Source organism: Paenibacillus antri, from assembly GCF_005765165.1.
In the GTDB taxonomy this organism is placed as follows: domain Bacteria; phylum Bacillota; class Bacilli; order Paenibacillales; family YIM-B00363; genus Paenibacillus_AE; species Paenibacillus_AE antri.
Map to the genome: position 1 here is coordinate 75,515 of NZ_VCIW01000023.1, position 24,581 is coordinate 100,095.

Annotated in this window: 17 protein-coding genes; 6 read left to right on the plus strand and 11 right to left on the minus strand. The window is 61.4% G+C overall.

What is annotated here, in order from left to right:
• The first annotated feature begins 140 nt into the window (after positions 1-140).
• Positions 141-1,979 (plus strand): PAS domain-containing sensor histidine kinase, encoded by a 1,839-nt coding sequence (locus tag FE782_RS26650; protein ID WP_274388772.1) that lies wholly within the window; start codon positions 141-143, stop codon positions 1,977-1,979.
• Between the two features lie 57 nt (positions 1,980-2,036).
• Here FE782_RS26650 and FE782_RS26655 read toward each other — a convergent pair whose 3' ends face one another.
• The gene (locus FE782_RS26655) at positions 2,037-2,819 is read right to left on the minus strand and encodes a phytanoyl-CoA dioxygenase family protein (RefSeq protein ID WP_138197409.1); all 783 of its coding nucleotides are present in this window, start codon (positions 2,817-2,819) and stop codon (positions 2,037-2,039) included.
• A gap of 135 nt (positions 2,820-2,954) precedes the next feature.
• Here FE782_RS26655 and FE782_RS26660 point away from each other — a divergent pair, with 135 nt between their 5' ends.
• On the plus strand, positions 2,955-3,839 hold the full coding sequence (locus FE782_RS26660; RefSeq protein ID WP_158299562.1) for a helix-turn-helix domain-containing protein: 885 nt from the start codon (positions 2,955-2,957) through the stop codon (positions 3,837-3,839).
• 13 nt (positions 3,840-3,852) lie between these two features.
• On the opposite strand, the gene FE782_RS26665 is transcribed toward FE782_RS26660, so the two are convergent.
• Both FE782_RS26665 and FE782_RS26670 read right to left on the minus strand, forming a co-directional pair.
• Entirely contained in the window at positions 3,853-4,866 is a 1,014-nt protein-coding gene (locus tag FE782_RS26665; RefSeq protein WP_138197411.1) for an HAAS signaling domain-containing protein, read from the minus strand.
• Between the two features lie 13 nt (positions 4,867-4,879).
• Entirely contained in the window at positions 4,880-5,233 is a 354-nt protein-coding gene (locus FE782_RS26670) for a PadR family transcriptional regulator (RefSeq protein ID WP_138197412.1), read from the minus strand.
• A 936-nt stretch (positions 5,234-6,169) separates the two neighbouring features.
• Between FE782_RS26670 and FE782_RS26675 the strand changes: the two genes are divergently transcribed.
• From FE782_RS26675 to FE782_RS26685, 3 genes are all read left to right on the plus strand, one after another.
• Positions 6,170-6,841 (plus strand): futalosine hydrolase, encoded by a 672-nt coding sequence (locus FE782_RS26675; protein WP_138197413.1) that lies wholly within the window; start codon positions 6,170-6,172, stop codon positions 6,839-6,841.
• 5 nt (positions 6,842-6,846) lie between these two features.
• Positions 6,847-7,671 (plus strand): 1,4-dihydroxy-6-naphtoate synthase, encoded by an 825-nt coding sequence (locus FE782_RS26680; protein WP_138197449.1) that lies wholly within the window; start codon positions 6,847-6,849, stop codon positions 7,669-7,671.
• A gap of 120 nt (positions 7,672-7,791) precedes the next feature.
• Positions 7,792-8,877 (plus strand): Gfo/Idh/MocA family protein, encoded by a 1,086-nt coding sequence (locus tag FE782_RS26685; protein WP_138197414.1) that lies wholly within the window; start codon positions 7,792-7,794, stop codon positions 8,875-8,877.
• Positions 8,878-8,926: 49 nt separating this feature from the next.
• Here FE782_RS26685 and FE782_RS26690 read toward each other — a convergent pair whose 3' ends face one another.
• The 7 genes from FE782_RS26690 to FE782_RS26720 all read right to left on the minus strand — a co-directional run bounded on the left by FE782_RS26690 (position 8,927) and on the right by FE782_RS26720 (position 17,858).
• Positions 8,927-10,039, minus strand: a complete 1,113-nt coding sequence (locus FE782_RS26690; RefSeq protein ID WP_138197415.1) for a glycoside hydrolase family 88/105 protein — start codon at positions 10,037-10,039, stop codon at positions 8,927-8,929.
• Positions 10,029-11,174: a prenyltransferase/squalene oxidase repeat-containing protein gene (locus tag FE782_RS26695; protein WP_202914619.1), complete on the minus strand. Its 1,146-nt coding sequence runs from the start codon at positions 11,172-11,174 to the stop codon at positions 10,029-10,031. The genes FE782_RS26690 and FE782_RS26695 overlap by 11 nt, the downstream gene beginning before the upstream one ends.
• Positions 11,171-12,589, minus strand: a complete 1,419-nt coding sequence (locus FE782_RS26700) for a family 43 glycosylhydrolase (protein ID WP_138197416.1) — start codon at positions 12,587-12,589, stop codon at positions 11,171-11,173. Before FE782_RS26700 ends, FE782_RS26695 begins: the two co-directional genes overlap by 4 nt.
• Before the next feature lie 15 nt (positions 12,590-12,604).
• Positions 12,605-13,483, minus strand: coding sequence for a carbohydrate ABC transporter permease (locus FE782_RS26705; RefSeq protein WP_138197417.1), 879 nt, complete (start codon positions 13,481-13,483; stop codon positions 12,605-12,607).
• 19 nt (positions 13,484-13,502) lie between these two features.
• Entirely contained in the window at positions 13,503-14,456 is a 954-nt protein-coding gene (locus FE782_RS26710) for an ABC transporter permease (protein ID WP_138197418.1), read from the minus strand.
• A gap of 94 nt (positions 14,457-14,550) precedes the next feature.
• A complete protein-coding gene (locus FE782_RS26715) occupies positions 14,551-16,119 on the minus strand; it encodes an extracellular solute-binding protein (protein WP_138197419.1) in 1,569 nt (522 codons plus the stop codon).
• A 221-nt stretch (positions 16,120-16,340) separates the two neighbouring features.
• Entirely contained in the window at positions 16,341-17,858 is a 1,518-nt protein-coding gene (locus FE782_RS26720; RefSeq protein ID WP_138197420.1) for an extracellular solute-binding protein, read from the minus strand.
• A gap of 122 nt (positions 17,859-17,980) precedes the next feature.
• Here FE782_RS26720 and FE782_RS26725 point away from each other — a divergent pair, with 122 nt between their 5' ends.
• Positions 17,981-20,296 carry a helix-turn-helix domain-containing protein gene (locus tag FE782_RS26725; RefSeq protein WP_138197421.1) on the plus strand — a complete coding sequence of 772 codons (2,316 nt, stop codon included), beginning with the start codon at positions 17,981-17,983 and terminating at the stop codon, positions 20,294-20,296.
• A gap of 205 nt (positions 20,297-20,501) precedes the next feature.
• Here the strand turns inward: FE782_RS26725 and pelA are convergent, their stop codons facing one another.
• Positions 20,502-24,449, minus strand: coding sequence for a pectate lyase (pelA, locus tag FE782_RS26730; RefSeq protein ID WP_138197422.1), 3,948 nt, complete (start codon positions 24,447-24,449; stop codon positions 20,502-20,504).
• Between the last annotated feature and the right edge of the window lie 132 nt (positions 24,450-24,581).

Consider the following 24,581-nt stretch of genomic DNA (forward strand, 5'->3'; position numbering starts at 1 on the left):
GTAACATTTTGTAAAATTAGACTGCTCCGGAACGAATGTCCGGGCAGTCTAATTTTTTTTGCCAAAATCTATTAAATTTATGATACTATTACGGATGCGAAAACGTTTAGATTCGATAGAGACAAGAGAGGCTGAGTCATTTGCCGAACCCGCCGTTTACTACAACTCCTCTATTTTCGATCGAACAACATAAATTTCTCCTCGAACAATTGCCGGATCCCGTAGCGGTGTATACCGGACTTCGTATCGTTTACGCGAATCCGGCCGCCGCGGCCATCGTCGGCGCCCGCTCTCCCGAGCAGCTGATCGGCCGGGCGGTCCTCGACTTCGTTCCGCCGGAGCACCGCGCTCCGGAAGCGCCGGGCATCCCCTCCCAGCTTAAGCCGAACGCCGGCGAGCCCGCCATCGAGCATTGGCTTCGGCTCGACGGCTATCGCGTCACCGTACAGACGAAATCTTTCCCTATCCTATATGCCGGCGAACCGTCCGTATTAATGATTTGTAAGGACATGACCGCCGAAATCGGCTACGAGCAATCGCTTCGCCGCAACGAGCAGCTCTTGCTGAACGTCGTGCAATATTCGCCGGAGGCGATCGTGCTGCATGCCGACGATATCGTGTATTACGCGAACGACGCGACGGTCCGCATGTTCCGCGCCTTCAGCGCTTCCGAGCTGATCGGACGCAACATCTATGATTTCATACATAAAGACTTTCATGAAGCAGGGAAGCGGCGCCTGTCCGAAGCGAAGGAGCGCGCCGGCACGAGGCTCGGTTTCACCGTACATAAGTTCACCCGCCTCGACGGCGAAACGTTCGATGCGGAAGTGTCCAGCGTGGTGATCGAAAATGCGGACGACCGCTTCGCAGGACGCTACATACAGACGGTGCTTCGCGACGTGACGGAGCGCATCGCCCGCGAGAAGGAACTGCTCGACCATTCGCAGCGGTTCGAACGGCTGTTGAAGTTTTTGCCCGAGCCGATCGTGATCACCGACCACGGCGCCATAATTTACTGCAACAAGTCGACGGCGAAGCTCGTCCGCGCCTCGAGTAAAGACGAAATTATCGGCAAGAGCATCTTCGACTTCATTCACTCCGATCATCACCAGGACTCCGTTCGAGTCGTGCGCGACGTCATGCGGACCTACGATGCGACGCCCTTCCAAGAGCGCAAAATCATCTGCTGCGACGGAAGCGTCATCTCGGTCGAAATTTCGAGCATTCGGATCGATCACTATAACGGAAAATCGGTCACCCTCAGCGTCATGCGGGACCTCACCGAACGCAAGGAAGCCGAAGAGCTCTTGATCCGTTCCGAGAAGCTGTCGGTCATCGGGCAGCTGGCGGCCGGCGTCGCGCACGAAATTCGCAACCCGTTGACGTCGCTCCGCGGGTTCACGCAGCTGCTCCGCCGGGAGCTGGATCCCGCCCGCTTCTATTACATCGAGACGATGCTCAGCGAGCTCGATCGCATGACCTATATCGTCAACGATTTCATGAGCTTGTCGAAGCCGCAGCTCGTCGCGTACCGCAATCACGAACTTGCGGATACGCTTCGCGCCGTCCTGCTCGTCATCGAGAGCGAGGCGCTCCTGCACAACATCGCCGTGCACTGGGACCATCGCGGCGGCCTGCCGCCGGTTCGCTGCGACGAACATCGCATGAAGCAGGTGTTCCTCAACGTGCTGAAGAACGCGATCGACGCCATGCCGGACGGCGGCGCGATTCACTTGAAGATGGAAGCCGTCGGCGACGAGCTGCTCGTCCGCATCCGGGACGAAGGACCCGGTATGCCGAAGGAGCTGATCGAACGGATCGGCGATCCGTTCTTCACGACGAAGTCGGACGGCACGGGGCTCGGGCTTATGATTTGCCACCGGATCGTCGAGGCGCATAACGGCTCGATCCGGTTTTCGAGCGCGCCTGGCGCGGGAACGACCGTAGACATACTCCTTCCGATCGCAACCGAAACCTAAAAAAAGGGCGAGTCGTCAGCCGTTCGGCTGAGACTCGCCCTTTTCCTCGGATACGCCTTACTGCTCCGCATGCACCGTAAACTTCGGGAACGCTTTGTCGAAGTGCGGGTTCTCGCCCGCGATCATAAGGCCTGCGCCCCAATCGATGTGCGTGTTCTCCGTCGGGAAGTCCGACGGGTCCTTATATTGGAACAGTACGTTCCGGCGCGTGCGCTCGCTTCGGTTCGGACCGGAGCCGTGAATCGTCAAGTAGTTGAAGAACAAGACGTCCCCCGCTTCCGCCGGACAAGGCGTTCCCATCGAAATCGGGTATTCGACATGATTCAAGTAATGTCGGCCGACATGCGGAATCGGGCCTTGCTTATGCGACCCCGGGATGACGTGCAGGCACCCGTTCGCCTCGTCGGCGTCGTCCAGATGCAGGCTCGCAGCCAACATCGTATGGTTGGCATGCGGGAAATACGGGTGGTCCTGATGCATCGGGAAGGCGGCGCCGTTTTCCGGAGGCTTCACCAGCATCTTGGAGTGATGGACCTGCACGTTCGGTCCGATCAACTGCGTCAGCACCGCCGCCATGTTCGGATGCGTCATCGCGCGCATGAACGACGCGTCGTGATAGTGCACGTCATGGAACCCTTTAAGCACCAGCTTCTTCAGCTCGTCGGCCGGCAAATAATCGCCTTGCCACGCATGATTCGCATCCTTCTTCGCCTTCGCCGCGCGCTGAATGATGCGCTCCACGCCTTCTCGCATGACCTCGATGTCCGCCTTCGGGATGACACCCTTTACCAGCAGATACCCGTTCTCTCGATAAAACTCCGCTTCCTTCGCTCCGATCATCGTTCGCGTCCCCTTCGTCCAAGTGATATAAATCATTGCGATTTGTGACTTTATTATATTTCGAGTACCATGGAATCGTATTTGTTCGGGGGAGACACGTTTTTACCCGATTCGGACATAAGAGGGGGAGCCGCGATGGAACGCATGCGGGAGAGCGAACAGATGTTGAACCGAACGGCACTGACGCTGCCGGGGGCGGACGTCTCGTTCCGGGTGCAATTCTGGGGAAATAACCCGACCCACTACGACAACCCGGTGCATAAGCATTCCGTCTTCGAAATCTGTTACGTATGGGACGGCGTCGGGGAATACGGCGAATTCGAGGGGGAAGAGCGGGTGTACCCGCTGCGCCAAGGGACGTTGTTCTGCTCGCGGCCCGGCGTCGTGCATCAAATCCGGAGCGCTTCCGGCTTATCGCTGTCGTTCGTCTCCTTCGACGTCGACGAAAACCGTTCGTCCCCGGAAGAGGTCGAACGGTTCCGAAGGCTCGCCTCGGACGCGGAGGTGTGCCTGTACGACGCGGGCGGCGCGCCGACGGTGTCGCTCTGGCGGGCGCTGCTGCTGCCCTCGGAACCGCATCTGCGGCTGTCCGGCGCTTCCGCTTCCGGCGTCGCGCATGCGCTGCTTCGTTCGTTCGCAGACGTCTTCTCTCCTCGCCGACCGGCGAACGACGTCCGGCGCACCCACTCGACGGAACACTTGCTCCGGCGCGCGAAGCTGTTCGTCCGCGACAACCTCGACGCGCCGCTGACGCTCGCGCGCGTCGCGGAATATTTGAACGTGTCCGAGCGGCACGTCTCTCGCATCTTCGCGGGCGGCATCCACGAGTCGTTCAACGGGTACGTGCGCGAGGAGCGCATTCGCCAAGCCGAATACTTATTGACGCATACCGACCAAGCGATCAAAGACATCGCCGAGCGGACCGGCTTCGGCACCGTCCATTCGTTCACGCGCGCCTTCGCCCGGAAGACCGGTCTCCCGCCCGGGCGCTACCGAGAGGAGCGGGGCGGGGAGCGGTAGTCATGGCTATTCGTTATTTTCGATAAACCCTGTACAACGTCTGGCCGATGTCCAGCAGCAGGAACAACGCGACGACCGGAGCGATCCACTTCGCCGCATATCGGCTCCAGAGCCGGAAGCCTTCTCCGTCGATCGGAAAGAAGCCTGCTTGCACGAGCTCATCGACGAAGCTTGGATTGTACACCGAAGGGTCCGTGAACGCGAAGACGACGAAGACGGCGGAGAGCGATTGGAGCGCGATGTACGCCCAAGCGAGCGGCGGCGTCCAGCGGCGCTGCCGCAGCTTCCATGCGCTCAACGAGACGGTGGCCGCGGCGATGGCGAGAAAGCCCCAAGCGTAAGGACGAATGCCCGCCTCCGATAAAAACGGGACGATCGCTCTCCCCCCCTCGCCGGACGGAATCACGACCCCGAAGACGTTCGGGAAAAACACGACCAGCGCCGTAATGAACACCGTAAACGCGATGCCCGCGATCGGGTCGCTCTTCGGGATGCGCCGTTTCGAGTCGGGCACCTCGGGCAGCTGCAGCGGCGTCCAAGGTTCCTTATGCGAGCGGAGCTCCCATGCTTTCCCGTCCGCTCCGACGAAGCTCAACGCGATGAAGATCGCCGTCACCCATCCGAAGCCGTGCGGAATCGCGAAGGTGAAGACCGACACGATCGCGTCGACGAAATAATCCAGAATGTTCATCGGATCGATCACCGCCCGGATCGCGAATACGACCATGAGCACGATCCCGATCGAGGCGCCGACAACCTTCAGCACGGCGATATAGGCGTCCGTCAGCTCCGGCGCGATCACGTACCGCGGGCGCCCCCGGTACTTCTCCGCAAGCGCGGCCGGGTCGCCAAGCTCCATCAATACTTCTTCCACCGCCGCGCGCTCGTCTCGCTCCGACCTATCGCTCGCGAAGCGCTCCTCGAGCATGTCTTCGATCAAACCTCGCAGCTCCTTGTCGATTTCCTTCCGCTGCCGCTCCGGCAGCCGCTGCGTCACCGCGAACGCATAACGATCGATCATTTCCATTTGAGTAACCTCCCTAAGCTTTCTTATCCGGCTCGATTAACGACTGTACGCCTTCCGCCATCCGCGTCCATTCCGCGCATAACTCCTCGTATACCCGCTTCCCCGTCTCGCTGAGCAAATAATATTTGCGGGGGCGCGCCTCGTTCGTGTCCCATTGGCTTTCGAGCAGTCCCTGCTTCTCCAGCCTGCGCAGCAACGGGTACAACGTGCCCGGGTCGACCTGAATTCCCTTCTCCTCGAGCACGCCGACCAGCGAGTATCCGTACTGCGCCTCCGTCAACCGGCTGAGCACGCCGAGAATGATCGTGCCTCTTCGCAGCTCCTGCACGAACCCGTTTACGAGGTCCTGCATATCCTTTTCGCTCATTTCATCAGCTCCTGGTTATAATATACTGTATGTCACACACTATTGTAAAGTGACCATTATTAAAAATTTTATATTGGTGTGATTTTTACCATGATGTATCTGCATGCTTCCTCCCCGCCGTTATCGAATTAAGTCCCTATTTGTACCCCGTGCTTCCTTTCAAACTTGATTTCCTTAGCTCAGGTACAGGCGCACGGCCCATTTTAATCTGATTCCCTCTGTTCAGGGCACAGCGCGGCGCTTCGCGGTCAACTCCGCGTCTCACGATCATTCCCCTGCAGGTTTGCGCCTGCATGCTCCCGCCTACATCGCACCGTCTCCTATATGTACTCTGTGCTTCCTTTCAAACTTGCAATGCTCTTTCTAACCCGATTCCCTCTGTTCAGGAACGCTAATCGCCGTCCTCTCCGGGCCGGATCCGCGTCTCGCCACCTTACCGATACGCGCAAACCGTCCTTCCCTCGTTTCCGGCTCCCTCGTTCATGCTCCCCGCTTCTTTCTGGACTAATTTCCTTAGCTCAGGTGAGGCGCACGGCGGCGGCAAACTTCGGCGCTCCCCCTATGCATCAGGCTTCCCCCGGGACCCAATGACCCCACAGCAAGGCTTTGCCACGTGACGAGATCTTCTGATCAGAGGAAATCAGGTTAGAAAGAAGCGCGTAGAGACACCTCCCCCACCCGACGAACTCCCCAAATCAATGCGCTGCCTAGCGACGAAAGCCTCTGAGCAAAGGAAACCAGGTTAGAAAGAAACGCGTGGAGAGACTCCATCCACCGGGATCCGCGGGTGGCACATTGAGCAGAGGTATTCGTTTAGAAAAAGCGTGGCGACGCCGCCTGCAGCCCGCAGGGAAGTTTGTCTTCGCACCACCGGTTCGATATAGTTAGTTACATAATGTGTCTAACTCGAACGAAGCAAAAGGAGCTGTCAGCCGCATGAACGAACCTACCGCTACGCAGGGGCGGATCCTGATCGTTACGGCCGTCGACGCCGAGCGGGACGCCGTGCTCCGCGGCATCGGCGACGATCCGCGCTTCGCCGTCGTCGCGGCCGGCGTCGGGCCGGCGTTCGCCGCGGCGGGCGCGGCGTTCGCGTTGGCCGAAGGCGGCTACGCGCTGGCGATCAGCGCCGGCATCGGCGGCGGCTTCGCCGGGCGAGCCGCCATCGGCGAGCTCGTCGTCGCCGACGCGATCCATGCCGCGGACCTCGGCGCCGAGACGCCGGACGGCTTCCGCGACGTGGAAGCGCTCGGCTTCGGCTCCGCGCGGTTCGCGGTCGACGCGGATACAGCGGCGCGCTGGGCCGAAGCGCTGCGTGAAGCCGGCCGCGCCGCCGCGGTCGGGCCGATCGCGACCGTGTCGACGGCGACCGGCACCGCGGCCACCGCAGCCGAGCTCGCGGCGCGCATTCCCGGCGTCGTCGCCGAGGGCATGGAAGGCGCCGGCGTCGCCGCGGCCGCCTACAAAGCCGGCGTGCCGACGCTCGAAATCCGCGCGATCTCCAACGCCGTCGGTCCGCGGGACCGCGCGGCTTGGCGGATCGGCGATGCGCTCGCGGCGCTCGAAGCCGCGTTCGCTTTATTACCGGAGGTGTTACGAAACCGATGAACGCGATGAAGATCGCCTTTTCCCCATGTCCTAACGACACGTTCGTCTTTCACGCTTGGGTGCACGGCCTCGTTCCCGGAGCGCCGTCGCTCGACGTCATGTACGCGGATATCGACGTGACGAACCGTCTGGCCGCCGGTCCCGACGGACTCGACGTCATGAAGATTTCTTACGCCGCCTTGCCTTGGGCGCTGAAGGATTACGCCCTCGTGCCGTGCGGCGGCGCGCTCGGCCGCGGCAACGGCCCGCTCGTGCTCAGCCGGCAGAACGCCGACCCCGCGGCGCTAGCGGGCAAGCGGGTCGCCGTGCCGAGCGAGCGCTCGACCGCTTATCTCCTGTTCCGCCTCTGGGCGGCGCAGCACGCGAAGGGCGCGATCGACATCGTCGTGATGCCGTTCCACGAAATTATGCCGGCCGTGCGGGACGGGCAGATCGACGCCGGTCTCGTCATTCACGAAGCCCGCTTCACCTACCCGTCCTACGGCTTGACCAAGCTGGCGGACCTCGGCGAATGGTGGGAGGCGGACACAGGCCTTCCGATTCCGCTCGGCGCCATCGTCGCCCGCCGCTCCCTTGACCGCGATGCGATCGCCCGCTGGGCGCGCGCGTCCGTCGAATACGCTTGGGCGCACCCGGAGGCGTCCCGCGCCTATGTCGCGGAGCACGCGCAAGAGATGGACCCGGACGTCGCGAAGTCGCATATCGAGCTGTACGTGAACGACTTCACCGCGAATCTCGGCGACGAAGGGTTCGCCGCGGTCGATTCGCTGCTTGGCCGCGCCGCGAAGGAAGGGCTCGTCCCCGCGTTCGATCTTGCCGCGCTTCGATAAGCCGATCATGTCGCAAAATTATAGCACCCATGTCGCAATCGTCGGATGTCGGCGGCGGCCCGGCTGTGATACAGTGTAGCCGAGCAGGGGATATTTTCGAAAAAAGGCGAGGGATCCGTAATGGAGAAACGTATTAAAATCGGCATCATCGGCAGCGGCGGCATCGCCGGCGCGCACGTGAAAGCGTACAAGGAATTGGATTACGTCGACATCGTCGCGGTCGCGGACGTCGTGCCGGGGCGAGCGGAGCAATTCATCGCGAAGTGGGAGCTCGGCTTCGCGGCGGCGTACGACGACCACCGGAAGCTGCTCGAGCTCGACCTCGACGGCGTCAGCATCTGCACGCCGAACGTCGCGCACTACCAGACGACGATCGATGCGCTGAACGCCGGCAAGCAAGTCATGCTGGAGAAGCCGATGTCGGTGACGCTCGAGCAAGCGGTCGAGATGGTCCAGACGGCGAAAAAGACCGGCAACATGCTGAACGTCGGCTTCCAGCCGCGGTACGACCCGAATATGGCGCTGCTGAAGGACTTGGTGCAATCGGGACAGCTCGGCGACGTGTATTATGTGGAGACGGGCGGCGGCAGACGCCGGGGCATGCCGGGCGGCACGTTCATTCGCGAGGACTTGGCCGGCGCCGGCGCGATCGCGGACATCGGCTGCTATTCGCTCGACATGGCGATGAACACGCTCGGGAACCCAAAGCCGGTGACGGTGTCGGCGTATACGTCGAATCATTTCGGCACGAATCGAAAATATCACCCGGAAGCCGACCGCTTCCAGGTCGAGGATTTCGGCGCGGCGCTCGTGCGCTTCGACAACGGCCTCGTGATGAACTTCAAAATTTCGTGGGCGATGCACATGGACACGCTCGGCGCGACGATGTTCCTCGGCACGGACGCCGGGCTGAAGGTGACGCCGGCCGGCAAAGGTCCGTGGAGCGGCGTCTGGGACGGCAGCGTCGGTTCGATCACGATGTTCCACGACATTGCCGGCCACCATACGGAGAGCCCGATCCCGACGGTCGAGCACAAGAAAAACTTGTTCCACGAGAAGGTGCGCGACTTCGTCGAGGCGGTGCGCGACGGACGCCCGGCGCCGATTCCCGGCGAACAGATCGTCCGCAATCAGGCGGTCATCGACGGCATCTTGCGCTCCGCGAAGGCGAAACGCGAGGTCGAAGTGTTCATACCGGAGTTTTAACGATAAGAGGGGCTGTTGCGCATCTACCGCAACAGCCCCTCTTTCGTCCTTACCGCTCTCCTAACGCTTCCATCGCGACGCAGGCCAAGACGAAGGCGCCGACGCCGTGCAGGTCATTGTCGCTGACCGGACGCGTGACGTAGTTCCGGTAATCCCCCGCCGACGTCCCGATGCAAATGTCCGGCACGACGAGACGCCCCCCGTCGTCCGTGCGCAGCCGCTCGATCAAGCCGCGGTATCCGCGGCGCGCCGCCTCCAGCCGATCCTCCCCCGCGCAGCCGTGCTTCGCGGCGCCGGCGATCGCGTAGACGAACAGGCTCGTGCACGACGTCTCCAGCCAATTGTCGGCCCGGTCGCCCTTGTCTACCACTTGGTACCAGAGACCGCTCGCTTCGTCCTGGAACCGAACGAGCGCGTCGACGAAGCGGCCGAGCGCCGCCGCGAGCGCCGGGCGGCCCGGGTGCTCCGCCGGCAGCGCGTCGAGGAAATCCGCGAGCGCCATGCCGTACCAGCCGAGCGACCGCCCCCAGAATTCCGGAGAATTGCCGGTGTTCGGATCGGACCACGGCGCCTTCCGGCTTTCGTCCCAAGCGTGATACAAGAGGCCCGTCGCCTCGTCGGACATATGCCCTCGCATCCGCTTCTCCCACTCCAGCACCATCGGCGCGAGCTCGGCGTCTCCGTACCTCGAAGCGTACTGCAGCGCGAAGACGCCGCCCATATACAAGCCGTCGAGCCACATCTGGTACGGGTACTTATCCTTGTGCCAGTACGCCCCCTGCGACGTCGTGTTCAGCGTACGGAACAAGCCGCGCAGCTTGTCGGCGGCTATACGGTACCGCCGGTCGCCGGTACGTTCGTCCAACGCGAGCAGCAGCAGCCCCGGCATGATCGAATCGAGCTCGTCGCGGGCGAAGAGCAGGTTGCCGTCTTCGTCCACGAGATGGTCGACGTACCGCTTCGGATATTCGAAATACGCATCGTCTCCCGTTCGCTTCCAAACCTGCAGCATCCCTTGAAGGAAAATCCCTTGATGGTAATGCCATCGTCCCGCGGGCGGCAGCTCCTCCGGCGTAAACTTCTCCATCAACGAATCGCAGGCGGCTTTCGCGTAATCGAGCGGGGTGCGAAGCGCAGCCGCAGCGCGTTCTTCAGTGTTCATGAGCAGACTTATCTCCTCTCGGATAACGAATTGTGCTTCGCGGCCCGAACCGATTGTCCGGCACCGCCAGATGCCGATGCGGCAGTCCCGCCAGCTCGCGCAGCGTATAACGGATCAAGACGGCCTGCGTGCCCGCGTTCATGTCGCCTTCGACGAGGCCCAGACCGAGCGGCACCGCGACCGGCATGTCGGGGTACGACTCGCCCGGCTTCACCTGCGCGACGTTCGGCGCCGGCGGGGAGCCGTGAAGCTCCCGCGAGAAGCCGCCGTCGTCCCGCTTCAGCTTCGCCATATTCGCGAGCGTCGTCTCGGCGATCTCCGTCATCTCGTCCTCCGGGATGTCCGGTCTCATGGACGACAACAGGCTGATCGGGTTGCGGATATAACACATATCGAAGGCGGTTTCCGTCCGGAGCGCGTCGAGAATGGACCGGTAGATCCGGTCCTGCCGCGGCATCGGCACGCCGAACCGCCGATAGAACAGATGCAGCTTGAACGTCCCGGACAGCCGAACGTACGGCGCGCCCTCGCCCCAGAAGCCGGTGACGGGATCCTGGATGCCGTTCAAGTAATCGAACGCTTCACTAACGTAGGGCTCCCGCCGCTCCGGCGCGAGCGCGGCGAGATGCGCGCCGCAATGCGACAGCTTGTCGCAGCCCCGCCAGCTGTTCGCGAGGCTGATCGAGCGCAGCCAGTCGCCGAACGACGCCGGCGAAGCCATATACGCCGGCGTCGCGCCGCTCTCCGCCGGCTGCGAATAGAGCGGTTCCGCGCCGAGCTTGCCGAGCCCGTGCAAGCTGTACCCGAGCGCGCGGCCGACCATCACGTCGTCTAGGCGCATGTTCGGGTCGTCGTCGTAAAACCAACCGGTGCCCGGATCCTGCCTCGAGCGGAAAAAGCGAATCATTCCCTCGCGCATCCTGTCCTCCAGCCGCTCCAGCAAGCCGCATCGCTCAATAATGTTGAGCGCCTGCGCCGTCGACTCGATGTCGGGCGAGAAGCGTCCGGACTCCCTGGAGCTCCGGGCGTAATAAAATCCGCCCGACACTTCGTCGTACTGCCCCGCCAGCCAGTCGAAAAAACCGTCGAACAGCGCGTCGTCGTCCGCGAGGAGCGCCTCCATCCGTCGATTCATGCCTGCACTCCCCTCTCCCTCTCTTCGGTAAGCGGACGGTACGAGAATCGGCGGAACGTCGCCCGCCCGTCCCCGACGGCGTCCAATCCGACGCGAAGGCTTAAGAACCCGCCGAACGTATTGTGGTGCAGACCGGAGGCGTCGATCGTCTTGTCGTACCTCGACCACGTCGCGCCGTCGTCGAAGCTGTAGTAGAACGTCACGACATGCCGATCGTTCCGGATGCGGATCCGCGCCTTGCGGCCGAAGTCCGGCATCGCGGCGTAGCTCTTGAACGATCGGAAATGCCGCACGCCCCCCGAATGTAAGCCGATGCCCAGGTATGCCGAATCGTTGTAATACAGCAACAATCTCGCTTCCGCGTCACCCTCGACGACCGCCTCGACTTCGGCTTCGTACCGCTCGTGCTTCGGCATGAACAGCAGCGGCGAAGCGCCGTCCGCTCCGGCGACGGCAAGCCCGTCCGGGCTTAGCGCGAATCGGTCCTCCGGACGCCGCCCTTCGCATTGCCAGTGCAGCGCGAGCGACGACCCTCGGAAGTCGTCCTCGAACGGTCCCGCGTCGACGACGGCTTCGATCGGGTTCGGCGCCGTGCGGAACCAGCCGTCGTCCGTCCACTCGATCCGCTCGACGAGCGTCTGCCGCCCGAGCGTATGGAAGCCGTTCAAGTACGCGTGGTACACGATCCGCCACGTGCCGTCCGGCGCGTCGACGAGCGAGCCGTGCCCCTTCGACCACCACCGCTCCGCGCTCGACGCCGTCCGCACGATCGGATTGTACGGCGAATGCTCCCACGGTCCCCAGGGCGTGCGGGATCGGGAGGACGCCGCCATATGGCTCGTCGGCGGTCCGGCCGTACCGCCGATCGCCACCGTGAGATAATAGTACCCGTTATGGTACGTGACCTTCGGCCCTTCCAAGCTGTATGCTTCGACGACCCAGTCGTCCGGGTACCGCCAGCCGTCATACACATGACGAGGCTCCGAGACGACGGACAATCCGTCCTTCGCCAGCTCGACGAACTCGCCCCCGGACATATGCAGGTACCGCTTGCCGTCCGGCCCGGCGACGTGTCCGGGGTCGATGCCCTTGATGCCGAGATCGATCGGGGGGCTCCACGGACCGGTCGGATGCGGCGCCGTGACGACCCAATTCGATCGGTTCGCCGGGAAGTAAATATAATAGGCGCCCTCGTACTCCGCGAAGTCCGGCGCCCATACGTCTCCCAGGTATTCCTGTAACGCGGCGGCGACCGGCGTCCAGCTCCGCAGGTCTCGAGAATGCCAAATGACGAGCCCGGGCGTCAGCTTATACGAGGAATGCGTCATATAATAGTCCTCGCCGACGCGGAAGATCGCAGGATCGGCGTAGTTGCCCGCGACGATCGGGGCGTAAATCGTAGGTTCCTTTTCCAAGAAGACGTCCCCCTCCTATCCCTTGATCGATCCGAGCAGCGCGCCCTTGGCGAAATGCTTCTGCAGGAACGGATACACGAGCAAAATCGGCAGCGTCGCCACGACGATGACCGCCATCTTCACCGTCTGCTCCGGCGGGCGCACGAAGTCTTCCATGCCGGACGTATCGGCGGTGAGACCGCTGGCCAAGATGACGATCTGCCGCAGAATGACCTGCACCGGCCACTTCGCCGCGTCGTTCAAGTACAAGATCGCCGTAATATACGTGTTCCAGTACGTTACCGCATAGAACAGAGAAATCGTCGCGATCGCCGGCATCGAAAGCGGAATGACGATGCGGAACAGGATGCCCCAGTCGTTGCAGCCGTCGATCTTCGCGGACTCCTCCAGCCCCTCGGGCAGATTCTGGAAGAAGTTCCGCATAATGATCAAGTTGAAGGCGTTGATCGCCGTCGGCACGACGAGCGCCGTCAGCGAATCGATCATGCCGAGCTCCTTGACGACCAGGAACGTCGGGATGAGTCCGCCGCTGAACAGCATCGTGAACACGACCATGAACATGATGCCGCCCCGCCCGTCCAAATCTTTGCGGGACAAGCCGTACGCCATCAGCGCCGTCAGGAGCATGCTGAACAGCGTGCCGAACAGCGTCACGACGACGGAGACGCCTAACGCCCGGAACAGCGTGTTCGTCGAAAAAATATACTTGTACGCGTCGAGCGACCATACGGTCGGAATGATGACGAACTGCTTCGTCGCAAGCTCCGTGACGGTCGTGAACGAGCCCGCGATCACGTGGATGAACGGGAGAATCGTCACGAGACCGATGAGCGACAGCAGCGTGTAGTTGACGATATCGAACAGCCGGCTTCCCAGCGTTTTGTCTTGGACCATGGCGTTTCGCCTCTCCCTCTTAGTAGATGCCTTCCTCGCCGACCTTCTTCGACAGCCAGTTCGCGCCCATGACCAAGATCAAGCCGACGATCGACTTGAAAAATCCGACCGCGGTGCTGAAGCTGAACTGCCCTTGGCGAAGGCCTGCCGTATAAACGTACGTATCGAATATCTCCGCCACCTCGCGGTTCATCGAGTTGAGCAAGAGATAAATATGTTCGAAGCCGAGTTCCAGCACGTCTCCGATCTTCAAGATGAGCAGCACGACGATGACGCTTCGGATCGAAGGCAGCGTAATGTGCCAAATTTGGCGAAGCCGATTGGCGCCGTCCATCCGAGCCGCTTCGTACAGCCCCGGATCGATCGCGGCCATAGCCGCCAAGTAGATGATCGTCCCCCATCCGGCTTCCCGCCAGACGATCTGCAGGACGTACATCGGACGAAACCATTCGTTGCTCATGAGGAAGTTGATCTTTTCGAAGCCCATCATGACCAGCAGTTCGTTGATAATGCCGCGATCCATGGAAAGCATGACGAAGGAAATGGACACGATAATGACCCAAGACATGAAATGCGGAATGTAGACGAGCGTCTGAATGAACCGCTTGAACATCTCCCGCCGCACCTCGTTCAGCATGAGAGCGAGGACGATCGGCACCGGGAAGTAAAACAGCAGGTTCATGAAGAACAACAGCAGCGTATTTCTTAGAATCGTAAAAAACATCGGTTCGGCGAACAATCGCTCGAAATGCTTGAACCCGACCCACGGACTGTTCATGATGCCCAGGTACGGCTGATAATCCTGCAGCGCGATGACGAGCCCGCCCATCGGGATATATTTAAAAATAACGAAGAACAGAAAGCCGGGGAGAATCATTAGATACAAGGCCCGGTTTTTCACGAGTCTCCTCAGCAGCTCCGAATTCCTTCTTGTCTTGGCGAGCGTCGCGTTGCCTACGGCCGTATCTCGCATGATTTCTCTTCCTTTCTTTAGTGGGAAAATGGGAGGCCGCCGCGCTGCGGCTTGCGTTCCGCCGCGCGCAGCCTCCGCCGTTCGGAACGACCGATTATTTCGCCTGAGCGTAAGAAGCGTTGAACTCGTCGATGATCTTCTGTCCGCCCTGCTTCAGCCACGTGTCGACCGCCGCTTGGAAGCCGGCCTCGTCGATGTCGCCGAGCATGAACTTGTACGTCGCGTCCTTGATCAGCTCTTGCAAACGTACGCCGTCCTGCGTGAACGTCGCGGAATCGAGCGGCGCCGTCGGGTCGTGGATGAGGTAATTGTTGTTATCCACGATCAGCTGCTCCGCCTTCTCCTTCGCCGGCAGCAGATGCTTCGCCTCGAAGAAGCCGTCGATCGTGCTGATGCCGCCGATCTGCAGCGCTTGGTACGGCTTCACGTCGCGATCGGTAATCTTCGTATCTTCGATCGGCACGACCTTGCCGCCTTCCATCGTGTAGTGCTCGCCTTCGACGCCCCAGTAAATCAGGTTCGCCAGCTCGGGGCTCATCAGCTTATCGTAGAAGGCGAGGATGTTCTTCAGCTCGTCTTCGGATTTGACCGCCGATTTCGGGAACAGCACGACGGAGCCGTAGCCCGGGATCGCCCAGATGCCGAACTTGCCGTCCGGACCGTTGATCTTGTTCTGCACGTCGAGGAGCGCGTTCGGATTGACCTCCGTAATTTTCGAGTCGAGGCTGACGACGTCGCCCATGGAGCCGATGTACGCGCCGGCCTTGCCCGTGATGAGCAGGTTTTGCTGGTCCGTCTTGCTCGTCACCGGGAAGTCCTGGTTGATGAGACCTTCTTCGTGCAGCTTCTTGATGTACTTCATCGTCTCCATGTATTGCGGGAACATGAATTCCGGCGTCAGCTTGCCATCCAGCTCGCCCCAACCGTTCGGCGTGCCGAACCAGGAGCTGACCGACTTGAACGCGCCGTAGACGAGATCGCTGCGGTCCGTCAACCCGATCGTGTCCTTCGCGCCGTTGCCGTCCGGGTCGTTCTCCGCGAACGCCTTCAGCATCGCGTACAGCTCGTCGACGTTCGTCGGCGCGGATAAGCCGAGCTTGTCGGCCCAATCCTTCCGATAGATGAGGCCCTGGCGGGAGAGCGGACGCTCTTGGTACAAGGCATAGATCTTCCCGTCGACCGACGTGTTCTTCAGCACTTCCGGATTCAGCTTGCTTAGGTTCGGATACTGCTCGAGCAGCGGCCCGATTTCCCAAAATTGGTTGTTCCGAATCGCGTCGCGCAGCATGATGAGCGAGGTTTGGTTTTTAATGTACGTCGCCTGCGGGAGCGTGCCCGTCGCGAACGAGGCGTTCATCTTCTCGTCGTACGTGCCGTCCGGCACCCACTGGATGTCCAGCTCGGTGTTCGTCGCTTCCTCTACGAGTTTCTCGATCTTATCCGAGGGAACCTCCGGCGTGTGCAGGTTCGCCATAATGGAAAGCTTGAACGGCTCCTTCGGCGCTTCCGGCTCCGTCTTCGTTTCGGCTTGGGCGCCCGTCCCCGCATTGTTCGCCGGCTGCTCCGGCTCGTTCGATCCGCCGGTCGAAGCGCTTCCGCAGCCGGCCGTGACCGCCAGCGCGGTGAATGCCGCCAATAGCATGCTGGCTCTCTTGTTTGCCATGAATATGACCTCCAATGGGTAAGATGATGTTTCTACCCTTTCACAGTAAAACGGCAATGGCCGTTACGTACATAATCCGGGGATATGCGCAGGGCCGCCGCGAGCCGAAAAGCCGCGTCGCGCCGGGGAATCCAATCTAATGATTATCCCCGGCGCACGCGATTACGAACATACGATCCTATGGCTAGACAAAAAAAAGCGGCATGCGGAGAACGAATCTCCTACATGCCGTCCGTATCGTTAAACTCTTCGATGATGCGCTCGCCGCCCTCCTGCAGCCATCGCTGCACCTCGGCTTCGAAGCCCGCTTCGTCGATCATCCCCAAAATAAAGTGGTACGTCGCGTCTCTGACGATCTCCTGCAGCCGCATGCCGCGTTCGTCGAACGTGCGGGAATGAAGCCCCGTCGTCGGATCGAGCACCAGCATCGAATCGTTCTCCTTCGTCAGCCGATCGGCTTTGCCCTTGACCGGCATCCGGAAGTCGGATTCCAGGAAGCCGTCGATCGTGTTCGGTCCCCCGATCTCGATGCCTTGATACGGCTTCACGTCTTTATACTTCAAGTCGAAGTCGTCGGACGGGACCGCTTTGCCGTTTTCCACCGTGTAATGCACGCCTTCCACGCCCCAATGCAGCAGGTTCGCCAGCTCGGGCGTCATCAGCTCGTCGAAAAACCCGAGCACCTGACGAAGCTCCTCTTCCGTGCGGACGGCGGACTTCGGGAACAGCACCACCGTGCCGAAGCCCGGCGTCGCCCAGACGCGTTCGCCCTTCGGACCTGCGACGCGGTTATGCACGTCGAGGACCGCGTACGGGTTCGACTGCGCCGCCTTCGTCTGCAGGCTGTGCACGTCGCCCATCGCTCCGATGTAGACCCCCGCCTTGCCCATCGTCAGCAATTCCTGCTGGTCCGCCTTCGCCGTCACCGGGAAGTCGCGGTTGATGAGTCCCTCCTCGTGCAGCTTGCGGAAGAAGAGCATCGTCTCCCGATATTCCGGGAACATGAACTCCGGCACAAGCCGACCGTCCTTCTCTCCCCAGCCGTTCGGCGCGCCGAAATAGGACAGCACCGTCTTGAACGCGCCGTAGACGAGATCGCTGCGGTCCGTTAAGCCGATCGTATCGTCGACGCCGTTGCCGTCCGGATCGCGATAAGTGAACTGGTACAACATGGTATACAGCTCGTCGATCGTCGCCGGCGCTTGCAGGCCGAGACGGTCCGCCCAATCTTTTCGGAAAATGACGCCCTGCCGCGACAACGGCCGCTCCTGATACAGTCCGTACACCTTGCCTTCGACGGCCGTATTGCGCAACACCTCGGTCTGCAGCCGGCCGAGGTTCGGAAACTCCTCGAGATACGGCCCGATCTCCCAAAACAACCCGCTTTGCATCGGTTCCCGCAGAAACGTCAGCATGGACGCGTTTTTCAAATAGACCGCGTCGGGCATCGTCCCCGTCGCCATAGACGCGTTGAACTTCTCCTCATAGCTGCCGTCCGGCGTCCACTGGAACGTCAGCTCTACTCCCGTCGCCTCCTCCAGCATCGTCTCGATCAAGGCGGACGGCACCTCCGGCGTATGCAGATTCGCCATGATCGAGATGCGCGGGACGTCGGCGCCGCCTTCCGCGGCTCGCTCCGGCGCCGCGCCGCCGAAGCCGGATATCGAACCGGCGCAGCCCGAGAGCGATAGGAGCGCGGCCGCCGCGGCCAGCGCGACATAAATCCATCTCTGGTTCATCTTCTCGACCTCCGCTCGATTTTCTGTATAATTAGGGCGTGGCATCGTTTTACTTGTATGATAACATTAAAGCGTTTTCAATGGGTTTTGTAAAATATTCTACGCGATAGGCGGCGAATCGAATGAAGAGGTCCAGCCTTTATAAGAATATGATATTGTTCGGATTCGCCATCAGCATTTTCCCGATTTTGACGCTCGGCTTGTTCTCTTACATGAAATCGTCGGACGCGATCCAGACGCATGTGAACCGCAGCAACATCCAGATGATGAATCAGATGAACGGCAATATGGAGCAAGTGCTTCGGACGGTCGATTACACGCTGAATTACGTCATTAATACGAATAAGGTTCAGGACGCGCTGTTTCGGACGTTGAACTTTACGGATTTCCAGCTGTATAACCAACTGAAGGAAGAGCTGAACCTGCTACAGTCGCCGGACACGTACGTGACCGACGTCATCCTGGCCAATCCCGCTTCCGACTGGGTGATCAACAACCGCGGTCTGTACGCGTTCGACGAATACGCGTCCAAGGCGACGCTGCTCGAGCTGATGGAGCTGGAGCACAGCACGAGCTGGGTCATGCTCGACACCGCCGCGCTCGGCTCCAGCGATACCGAGAGCTACGGCTGTCCGACGACCGTGACGCTCGTCAAGAAGATGCCGCTGCACACGTCGAACAAGCGCGGCATCGCCTTAGCGACGATCCCGAGCTGCAGCCTCGGCGCGATGCTCGACAATCCGCCGGCGGCCAGCGAGGTCATGGTGCTCGACGCGAGTTTGCGGATCGTCGCTCACCCCGACGCGTCGAAGATCGGCACATCGCTTGCGGAGTCGGGCTCGATCGCCGAAGCGGACCTGTCGAAGTTCGGCGGCGCCTCCGGCCAGTTCGAAACGAGCGTCGACGGCGAGCCGATCTCGGTCACGTACGTCCGCTCCGACTTCAACGGATGGACGTACGCCTCGTTCACGACGATGTCCGAGTTTACGAAGGAAGCGCGCTCGATCGGATGGTTCACCGCCTCCGTCTGCCTGCTGATCCTATGCCTGTGCGTGTTGTTCGTCTGGCTCGGCAGCCGCAGAGTGTACACGCCGATCCGCGAGATGTTCCGCTTGATCGCCGAGCGGCTGCCGGAGTCGACGGCCTCCAAGAAGAACGAGCTGCAGATCATCGACGAGCATATTCGCGACTTGTTCGCCTCCAACGAGAAGATGCGGCACGAGCTGCACCAGAACAGTCTGCAGGTGCGCACCTTCTTCCTGCATAAGCTGTTCCAAGGCCAGCTCGGCGCATCGGAAATCGAGGAGAAGCTCGAGCTGTTCGGCTATCGGGAGGTCATCCGGAACTGGAATCACTTAGCCGTGCTGACGCTCCAGATCGACATTCTGGTCGAGACGCGCTACGAGCAGAAGGACCTGGATCTGCTGTTGTTCGCCGCCGGCAACATCGTCGAAGAGATGGTGCCGAAGACCGATCGGCTGCCCCCCGTCATCTTGGATCAGACGCTCGTGACGCTCGTCGGCGGCGCCGGCATGTCGCACGACGACTTCAACCTGTACATTTACAAGGTGACGGAGGCCGTGCAGCAAAACATGCGCCGCTACCTCGATCTCGACGTCAGCATCGGCATCAGCCTGCCGTTCGCCGGCGTACATCGCGCGTCGCGCGGCTATCAGGAAGGGCTCGAGGCGCTGAAGCATCGGATGAAGCTGGGCAAGGGCGTCATCGTTCCTTACTCCAGCTTGAACTCGGGAAAGCACACGCAGGTGTACTTTTATCCGACGCAGGTGGAGAATCAGCTCATCGACGCCATCAAGCTGGCCGACGAGGAACTCGCCTCGAAGCTGCTGAAGCAATGGCTGGGAGAAGTATTCCTGAAGGATCGCACGCCGCATGAATACCAGATTTCGCTCATTCGCCTGTTGAACGGCCTGATGGTCGTCATGCAGGAGGCCGGGATCGGGCTGGACCAGCTGGACGCCAAGGAGAGTTCCTTATACGAAGAGCTGCTGCAGCTGTACGTCAGCGCGGAAATCGAGAACTGGTACAACACTCGCATCATCGGCCGTCTGATCCGCGTCTTCCAGGACCGGCAGGCGTCGCAATACCAGAACATCTCGGAGCAGATCATCGACATCATCCGCAGCGAATTCGACCGCGATTTGACGCTCGAGGAGTGCGCCTCCCGGTTGCATTATAACGTCTTTTATTTAAGCAGCGTCTTCAAGAAGGAGACGGATATGTCGTTCAGCGACTACCTGTCGCAATACCGGATGAACATGTCGAAGAAGTGGCTCGTCGAAACCGACATGTCCGTGAAGGACATCGCCGAACGGCTGACGTACACGAACCCGCAAAATTTCATTCGCTCCTTCAAGAAGCAGGAGGACATGACGCCCGGCCAGTATCGGGCCAAGTACGGCAAGCCGGGCGTTTGACGGCGGCTGGGCGCCACGCCGCCGGTGGCGGCGTGCACCGCGAGGATGATCGCGGCGATGGCAGGTATCGCTGGTTTTCGCGCGGCCGCCGTTCGTCCGCTTCGCCCGGCCGCTCCGCCCGACAACACGCTTAGGGAACAGTCCGTGTTCTCGTCTCGACGCCCGGCTAAAACCAAGGGCTGCCCCCGGGGGCAGCCCTTAGTTTTTATTCCGCCGCTTCCTTCGGATTCCACCCCTTCAGCACGTTAGCGATCGTCCACGTCGCCGCTTCCCCTTCGGTCAGCTGCGGACGGGTGTCCGTAACGACGGCGCCGGGTCCGTAGCTGCCGTACTCGGCGAAGCGCGCGTCCTTCGCCAGGAAGCCGGACATGTCGGTCCAGCCGATCGGGTTGATGTGCGCGCCCATCTCGACGTTCATGTACAGCACGCTGGCGATCGCGTCCGGATTGCCGCTCGGATGCCACGGCCGCCCGAGCCAGACGGTGCCCGGCGCCGCGTCGCTCGTCAGCTTGCTGTTCACGATCAAGTAGCCGTACGGCTCCGTGATCATCGTGCTCGCGGCGGTGATATAGCCATTATTCGTGGAGGAACCGCGGTCCAGCGAATGGATGACGCACTCCTCGAAGACGGCGCTCGATCCGCCGAAGATGAAGTCGACGTCGCCCTCGATGTAGCATTGATAGAAATATTGCGTGCCGCCGTTCGTCAGCAGCGTGTCTTGATTGCCGAGAAACCGGACGCCGATGAATCGATGGCGCTCGCCGCGCACGTTCAGCGCCACGGCCTGCTTGTTCGCCGCGGACGACGACGACTCGTCGAACGAATTTTCGATCGTCAGGTTTCGGGCGGTAAAGTCGGTGCCGTTCACGAACATGCTCGCGCTGCCGCTCGTGCCGTACGTGCCGCCGGTCGGGCGCTCTTTGCCCGAGTAATTGTCGTAAGTAAGGACCGTACCCTCCGCGCTCTCCCCGATCATCGTAATGAACGGCTTGTTCGCGGGAATCGTCACGACCTCTTTGTAGATGCCGTTATGAATGTAAATCTCCACCGGCTCCGCATTGTTCGCCGGCACGGCGTCGACGGCCGCTTGCACGGAGGCGTAGTCGCCCGAGCCGTCCAACGCCACGACGATTCGGCTCGGGAGCTCGCTCAGCGCTTCTCGGACGTCCCCGGCCCGCAGCAGGTCGCCTGCCCGGAGCTTTCTGCCTTCCTCATCGACGGAATTCGTATCGATCACCCTTCCATATACGCGTCCGGCGAAATAACCGGTCGACTTCGCCGTCTCGAGCAGCGCCTTCGCGTAGCTGCCGCCCCACGAATAACCGTTCCTGCGTTCCTGCTCGATCTCTTGAATGCTGTACTTGATCACGCCGTCGCGCCCCGAGAAGATGCCTCGATTCGTGCCGATCTCATAGAACCGATACCAGGTTACCGCGTTCGGATCCTGCACGAAGTACACTCCGTTCGGGTCCGCGCTGACGTAGCGGATGCCCTCCAACTTCGCCTGATCGAACCACTCCAAGGCGGCCTTGACGGCCCTTTGAATGTCCGGCGTCTGCGGCTGCGACAGCAAATAACGCACGATGCCGACCGACTCGGAGCCCGAGATCGACGGATGCTCGTATGCGCGGGCGCCTCTCGGCTCGTAGGTGAACGGATCGTGCTGCGCGCACCAGGCCGTCAGGACGCCGTTCGCTTCGATCTGGGCGTTCAGAATGAATTCGATGCCCTTCGCCTTCGCCGCTCGAATGCGTTCGATCGTCGCCTCGTCGAGCAGGTCCGTATCGAACGGGTACGCCCCGCCGAGCGCGTCGTCGAACAGATCGAGCACGTTGATCATCGCATTGTCGTTGAACGTGACGTAATTCGAATAGTAGACGCTGTCTCCGGGCGATCCCCGCTCCGGATACACCTGCGGCCATCCGCCCGTCTCGTATTGCATCTCGAGCAAGAACTCGATGCCCTTCCTCACGCTCTCCTTGAACGCTTCCTCGTTCGTCTCGCGGTACACCTGGGAGAGGAACCTGATTTCCTTCACGGTCGAATCGTTGTCGATCGCGCCGAGCTCGACGCCCGTCGGGCCGAGCTGCGACGACTTCTTCTCCGTCCCGTTCCACGGGCGATCGTACGGCATCGCCTTCGTCCAACCGCCGTGATCCATCTGCCAGGACACTAAATTATGCGCCTGCTGCACCGCCTGCGCCAAGTCCCCGGTATATGGCGGCGCCTCCGGTGCGGGCGCGTAGGTCGCTCCCGGCCCGAGCGGCTCGGTCAGCTCGTAAAACAGGACCGTGTTACCGAACCGGTTAACGCCCGCCGCCGCCCTCGCGGCCGGCACGTCGCGGAACGCAGGATTAAGCGTCTTCCAAGCGCCTTCGGGCACGCTGATCGCGACGTCGCCGAAGTCGACGTCGGCGAGCGGGGCGTTCAGCGTCACCGCCGCGATGCGTTCCGCGACGGCGTGAACGCCGACGACGCGCACGTCGTTCGGCCGCTCCGAGAAGGCGCGGAGGCGCTGCAGGATCGTCGCCGCTTCCGACGCCTTCAGCATGCTTTTCGAGCCGAAGCCGTTACCGCCGCTCGCGGACATGATGCCTTCCCGAACGACGGCGCCGACGGCCCCGTTGCCGCCTCCGGCTTCCAGCTTCAGCGCCTTCGCGAGCATGCCGGCCGCTTCCGTGCGGGTAATGCCTTCGTACGGACGGACGTCCTCGTCTCGGGACGCTACGACGTACCCGGCCTCCTTCGCCGCTCGGAGCACGTAGGCGTCCCACTGCGTCAGCGGCACGTCCCAAACCCGGTCCTCCGCCGACAAGTACGGGAACGTCTCCTCATAGACGAAGTCCAACGCGTCGTTCAGCATGGACATAAATTCGATCCGCGTAAGGACAGGGTCCGCAGGAAGCTCACGATCCGCCAACATCCCAAGCGATTCCAGCTTCTTCGTCAATAAGCCGCCCAGCAGCTCCTCGACCTCGACCTTCTCCGTCACGATCGGCGGCGGTCCCCCGTCGTCCGGGTCGTTGTGCACGCGCAGGCGGTCGATGTTCGCCCCGCCGTTCGCGCCCGTCGCCGTGGCGCGGACGACGTTGACGCCCGCCGCCATCGACGCCTTCCCGGACGTCGTCTTCCACGCCGTGAAGTCGCCCGTGGACGGGAACGACAGCTGCGGAATCGCGACGGCGCCGTTCACGAGAATGTCCGCAGGCCGGTCTTCCGCCGCCCCGGAAGCGTACCGGAATTCGAGCGTATATTCGCCTGCGGCCGGGACGTTCACCGTCCACTCGATCCATCCGCCCGGCGCATTCGGGTTGTAATCGACGAAGCCCGTACCGCTGTAGCCAGGGTGCTTATTGTCGATGATGGCGCCGGAGAGCACCGCATCTTCCGCTTCGTAGATTCCGTCCGCAGGCGGAGTTTGCGGCTCGCCGCCGCCGCCGGGTTCCTCCGGCTCGACGAAAGGCGTGCCGGAGACGACGATGTCGTCCACGTAATGCGAGCCCGTGCTGCCGTTCGGCGTGAACGTCTCCAGAAAGTCGATGGTGTCCGCGGCGCTGTAGAAAGGTGCGCCGTCGATTTTCAACGCGCCGTTCACGTACACGTCGGCCGTATCGGTCACCGTATCCGCTACGATCTTGAAGTCGATCCATTCGTTCGCCGCAACCGGCGCGATCGGCTCGTACGTGTCCCCCGCATGCCGGTACGTAACGCTGTCGCTCTTCGTCTCCAAGACGACCGGGGTTCCCCCGCTCCCCTTGAGGCGCACGACCTTGGTGGAGCTGACGTACGCCGGCATCATAAACTTCATCTCGACCGTAACCTGTCCGGCCAACGCGTCGAACGACTTGCCGGCGAGCACGTTCGTAGACGCGCTCGTATCCTCGAGGTATAAACTTTTGTTCGCCGCGTCCGGCACCTCGGCGACGCGGACCGTGCCGCCGCCCTCGGATACGGAAAATCCGGCGGGCGTCTCCCCCGTCGCCATGCCGTCGAAGCTTTCGTCGACGACCGTCTGCGCGGCGGAGCCGACCGCCGACGCTTCCGCCGCGGACTCCTCCGATGCCGATGCCGACGCCGTGCCGAAAGGCGCGAACGCCAGAGTCAATACCAACGGGACGACGATCCACTTGCTTGCCAGCTTCCTTCGTTTCACGAGCCATTCCCCTTCCGTGTCATGGGATCCGTCTTGCGACAACCCCGATTATACGGAAGCCCTCCTCGTTACGTACACAATCCCTGAATATGCCGAAGGGTTGCCCGGGAACCGGACAACCCTTCCTAATCT

Excerpts from the sequence above, each read along its gene's own strand:
- FE782_RS26655 (WP_138197409.1), bottom strand. The coding sequence starts at position 2,819 with ATGATCGGAGCGAAGGAAGCGGAGTTTTATCGAGAGAACGGGTATCTG.
- FE782_RS26660 (WP_158299562.1), top strand. The coding sequence starts at position 2,955 with ATGGAACGCATGCGGGAGAGCGAACAGATGTTGAACCGAACGGCACTG.
- FE782_RS26665 (WP_138197411.1), bottom strand. The coding sequence starts at position 4,866 with ATGGAAATGATCGATCGTTATGCGTTCGCGGTGACGCAGCGGCTGCCG.
- FE782_RS26670 (WP_138197412.1), bottom strand. The coding sequence starts at position 5,233 with ATGAGCGAAAAGGATATGCAGGACCTCGTAAACGGGTTCGTGCAGGAG.
- FE782_RS26675 (WP_138197413.1), top strand. The coding sequence starts at position 6,170 with ATGAACGAACCTACCGCTACGCAGGGGCGGATCCTGATCGTTACGGCC.
- FE782_RS26680 (WP_138197449.1), top strand. The coding sequence starts at position 6,847 with ATGAAGATCGCCTTTTCCCCATGTCCTAACGACACGTTCGTCTTTCAC.
- FE782_RS26685 (WP_138197414.1), top strand. The coding sequence starts at position 7,792 with ATGGAGAAACGTATTAAAATCGGCATCATCGGCAGCGGCGGCATCGCC.
- FE782_RS26690 (WP_138197415.1), bottom strand. The coding sequence starts at position 10,039 with ATGAACACTGAAGAACGCGCTGCGGCTGCGCTTCGCACCCCGCTCGAT.
- FE782_RS26695 (WP_202914619.1), bottom strand. The coding sequence starts at position 11,174 with ATGAATCGACGGATGGAGGCGCTCCTCGCGGACGACGACGCGCTGTTC.
- FE782_RS26705 (WP_138197417.1), bottom strand. The coding sequence starts at position 13,483 with ATGGTCCAAGACAAAACGCTGGGAAGCCGGCTGTTCGATATCGTCAAC.
- FE782_RS26710 (WP_138197418.1), bottom strand. The coding sequence starts at position 14,456 with ATGCGAGATACGGCCGTAGGCAACGCGACGCTCGCCAAGACAAGAAGG.
- FE782_RS26715 (WP_138197419.1), bottom strand. The coding sequence starts at position 16,119 with ATGGCAAACAAGAGAGCCAGCATGCTATTGGCGGCATTCACCGCGCTG.
- FE782_RS26720 (WP_138197420.1), bottom strand. The coding sequence starts at position 17,858 with ATGAACCAGAGATGGATTTATGTCGCGCTGGCCGCGGCGGCCGCGCTC.
- FE782_RS26725 (WP_138197421.1), top strand. The coding sequence starts at position 17,981 with ATGAAGAGGTCCAGCCTTTATAAGAATATGATATTGTTCGGATTCGCC.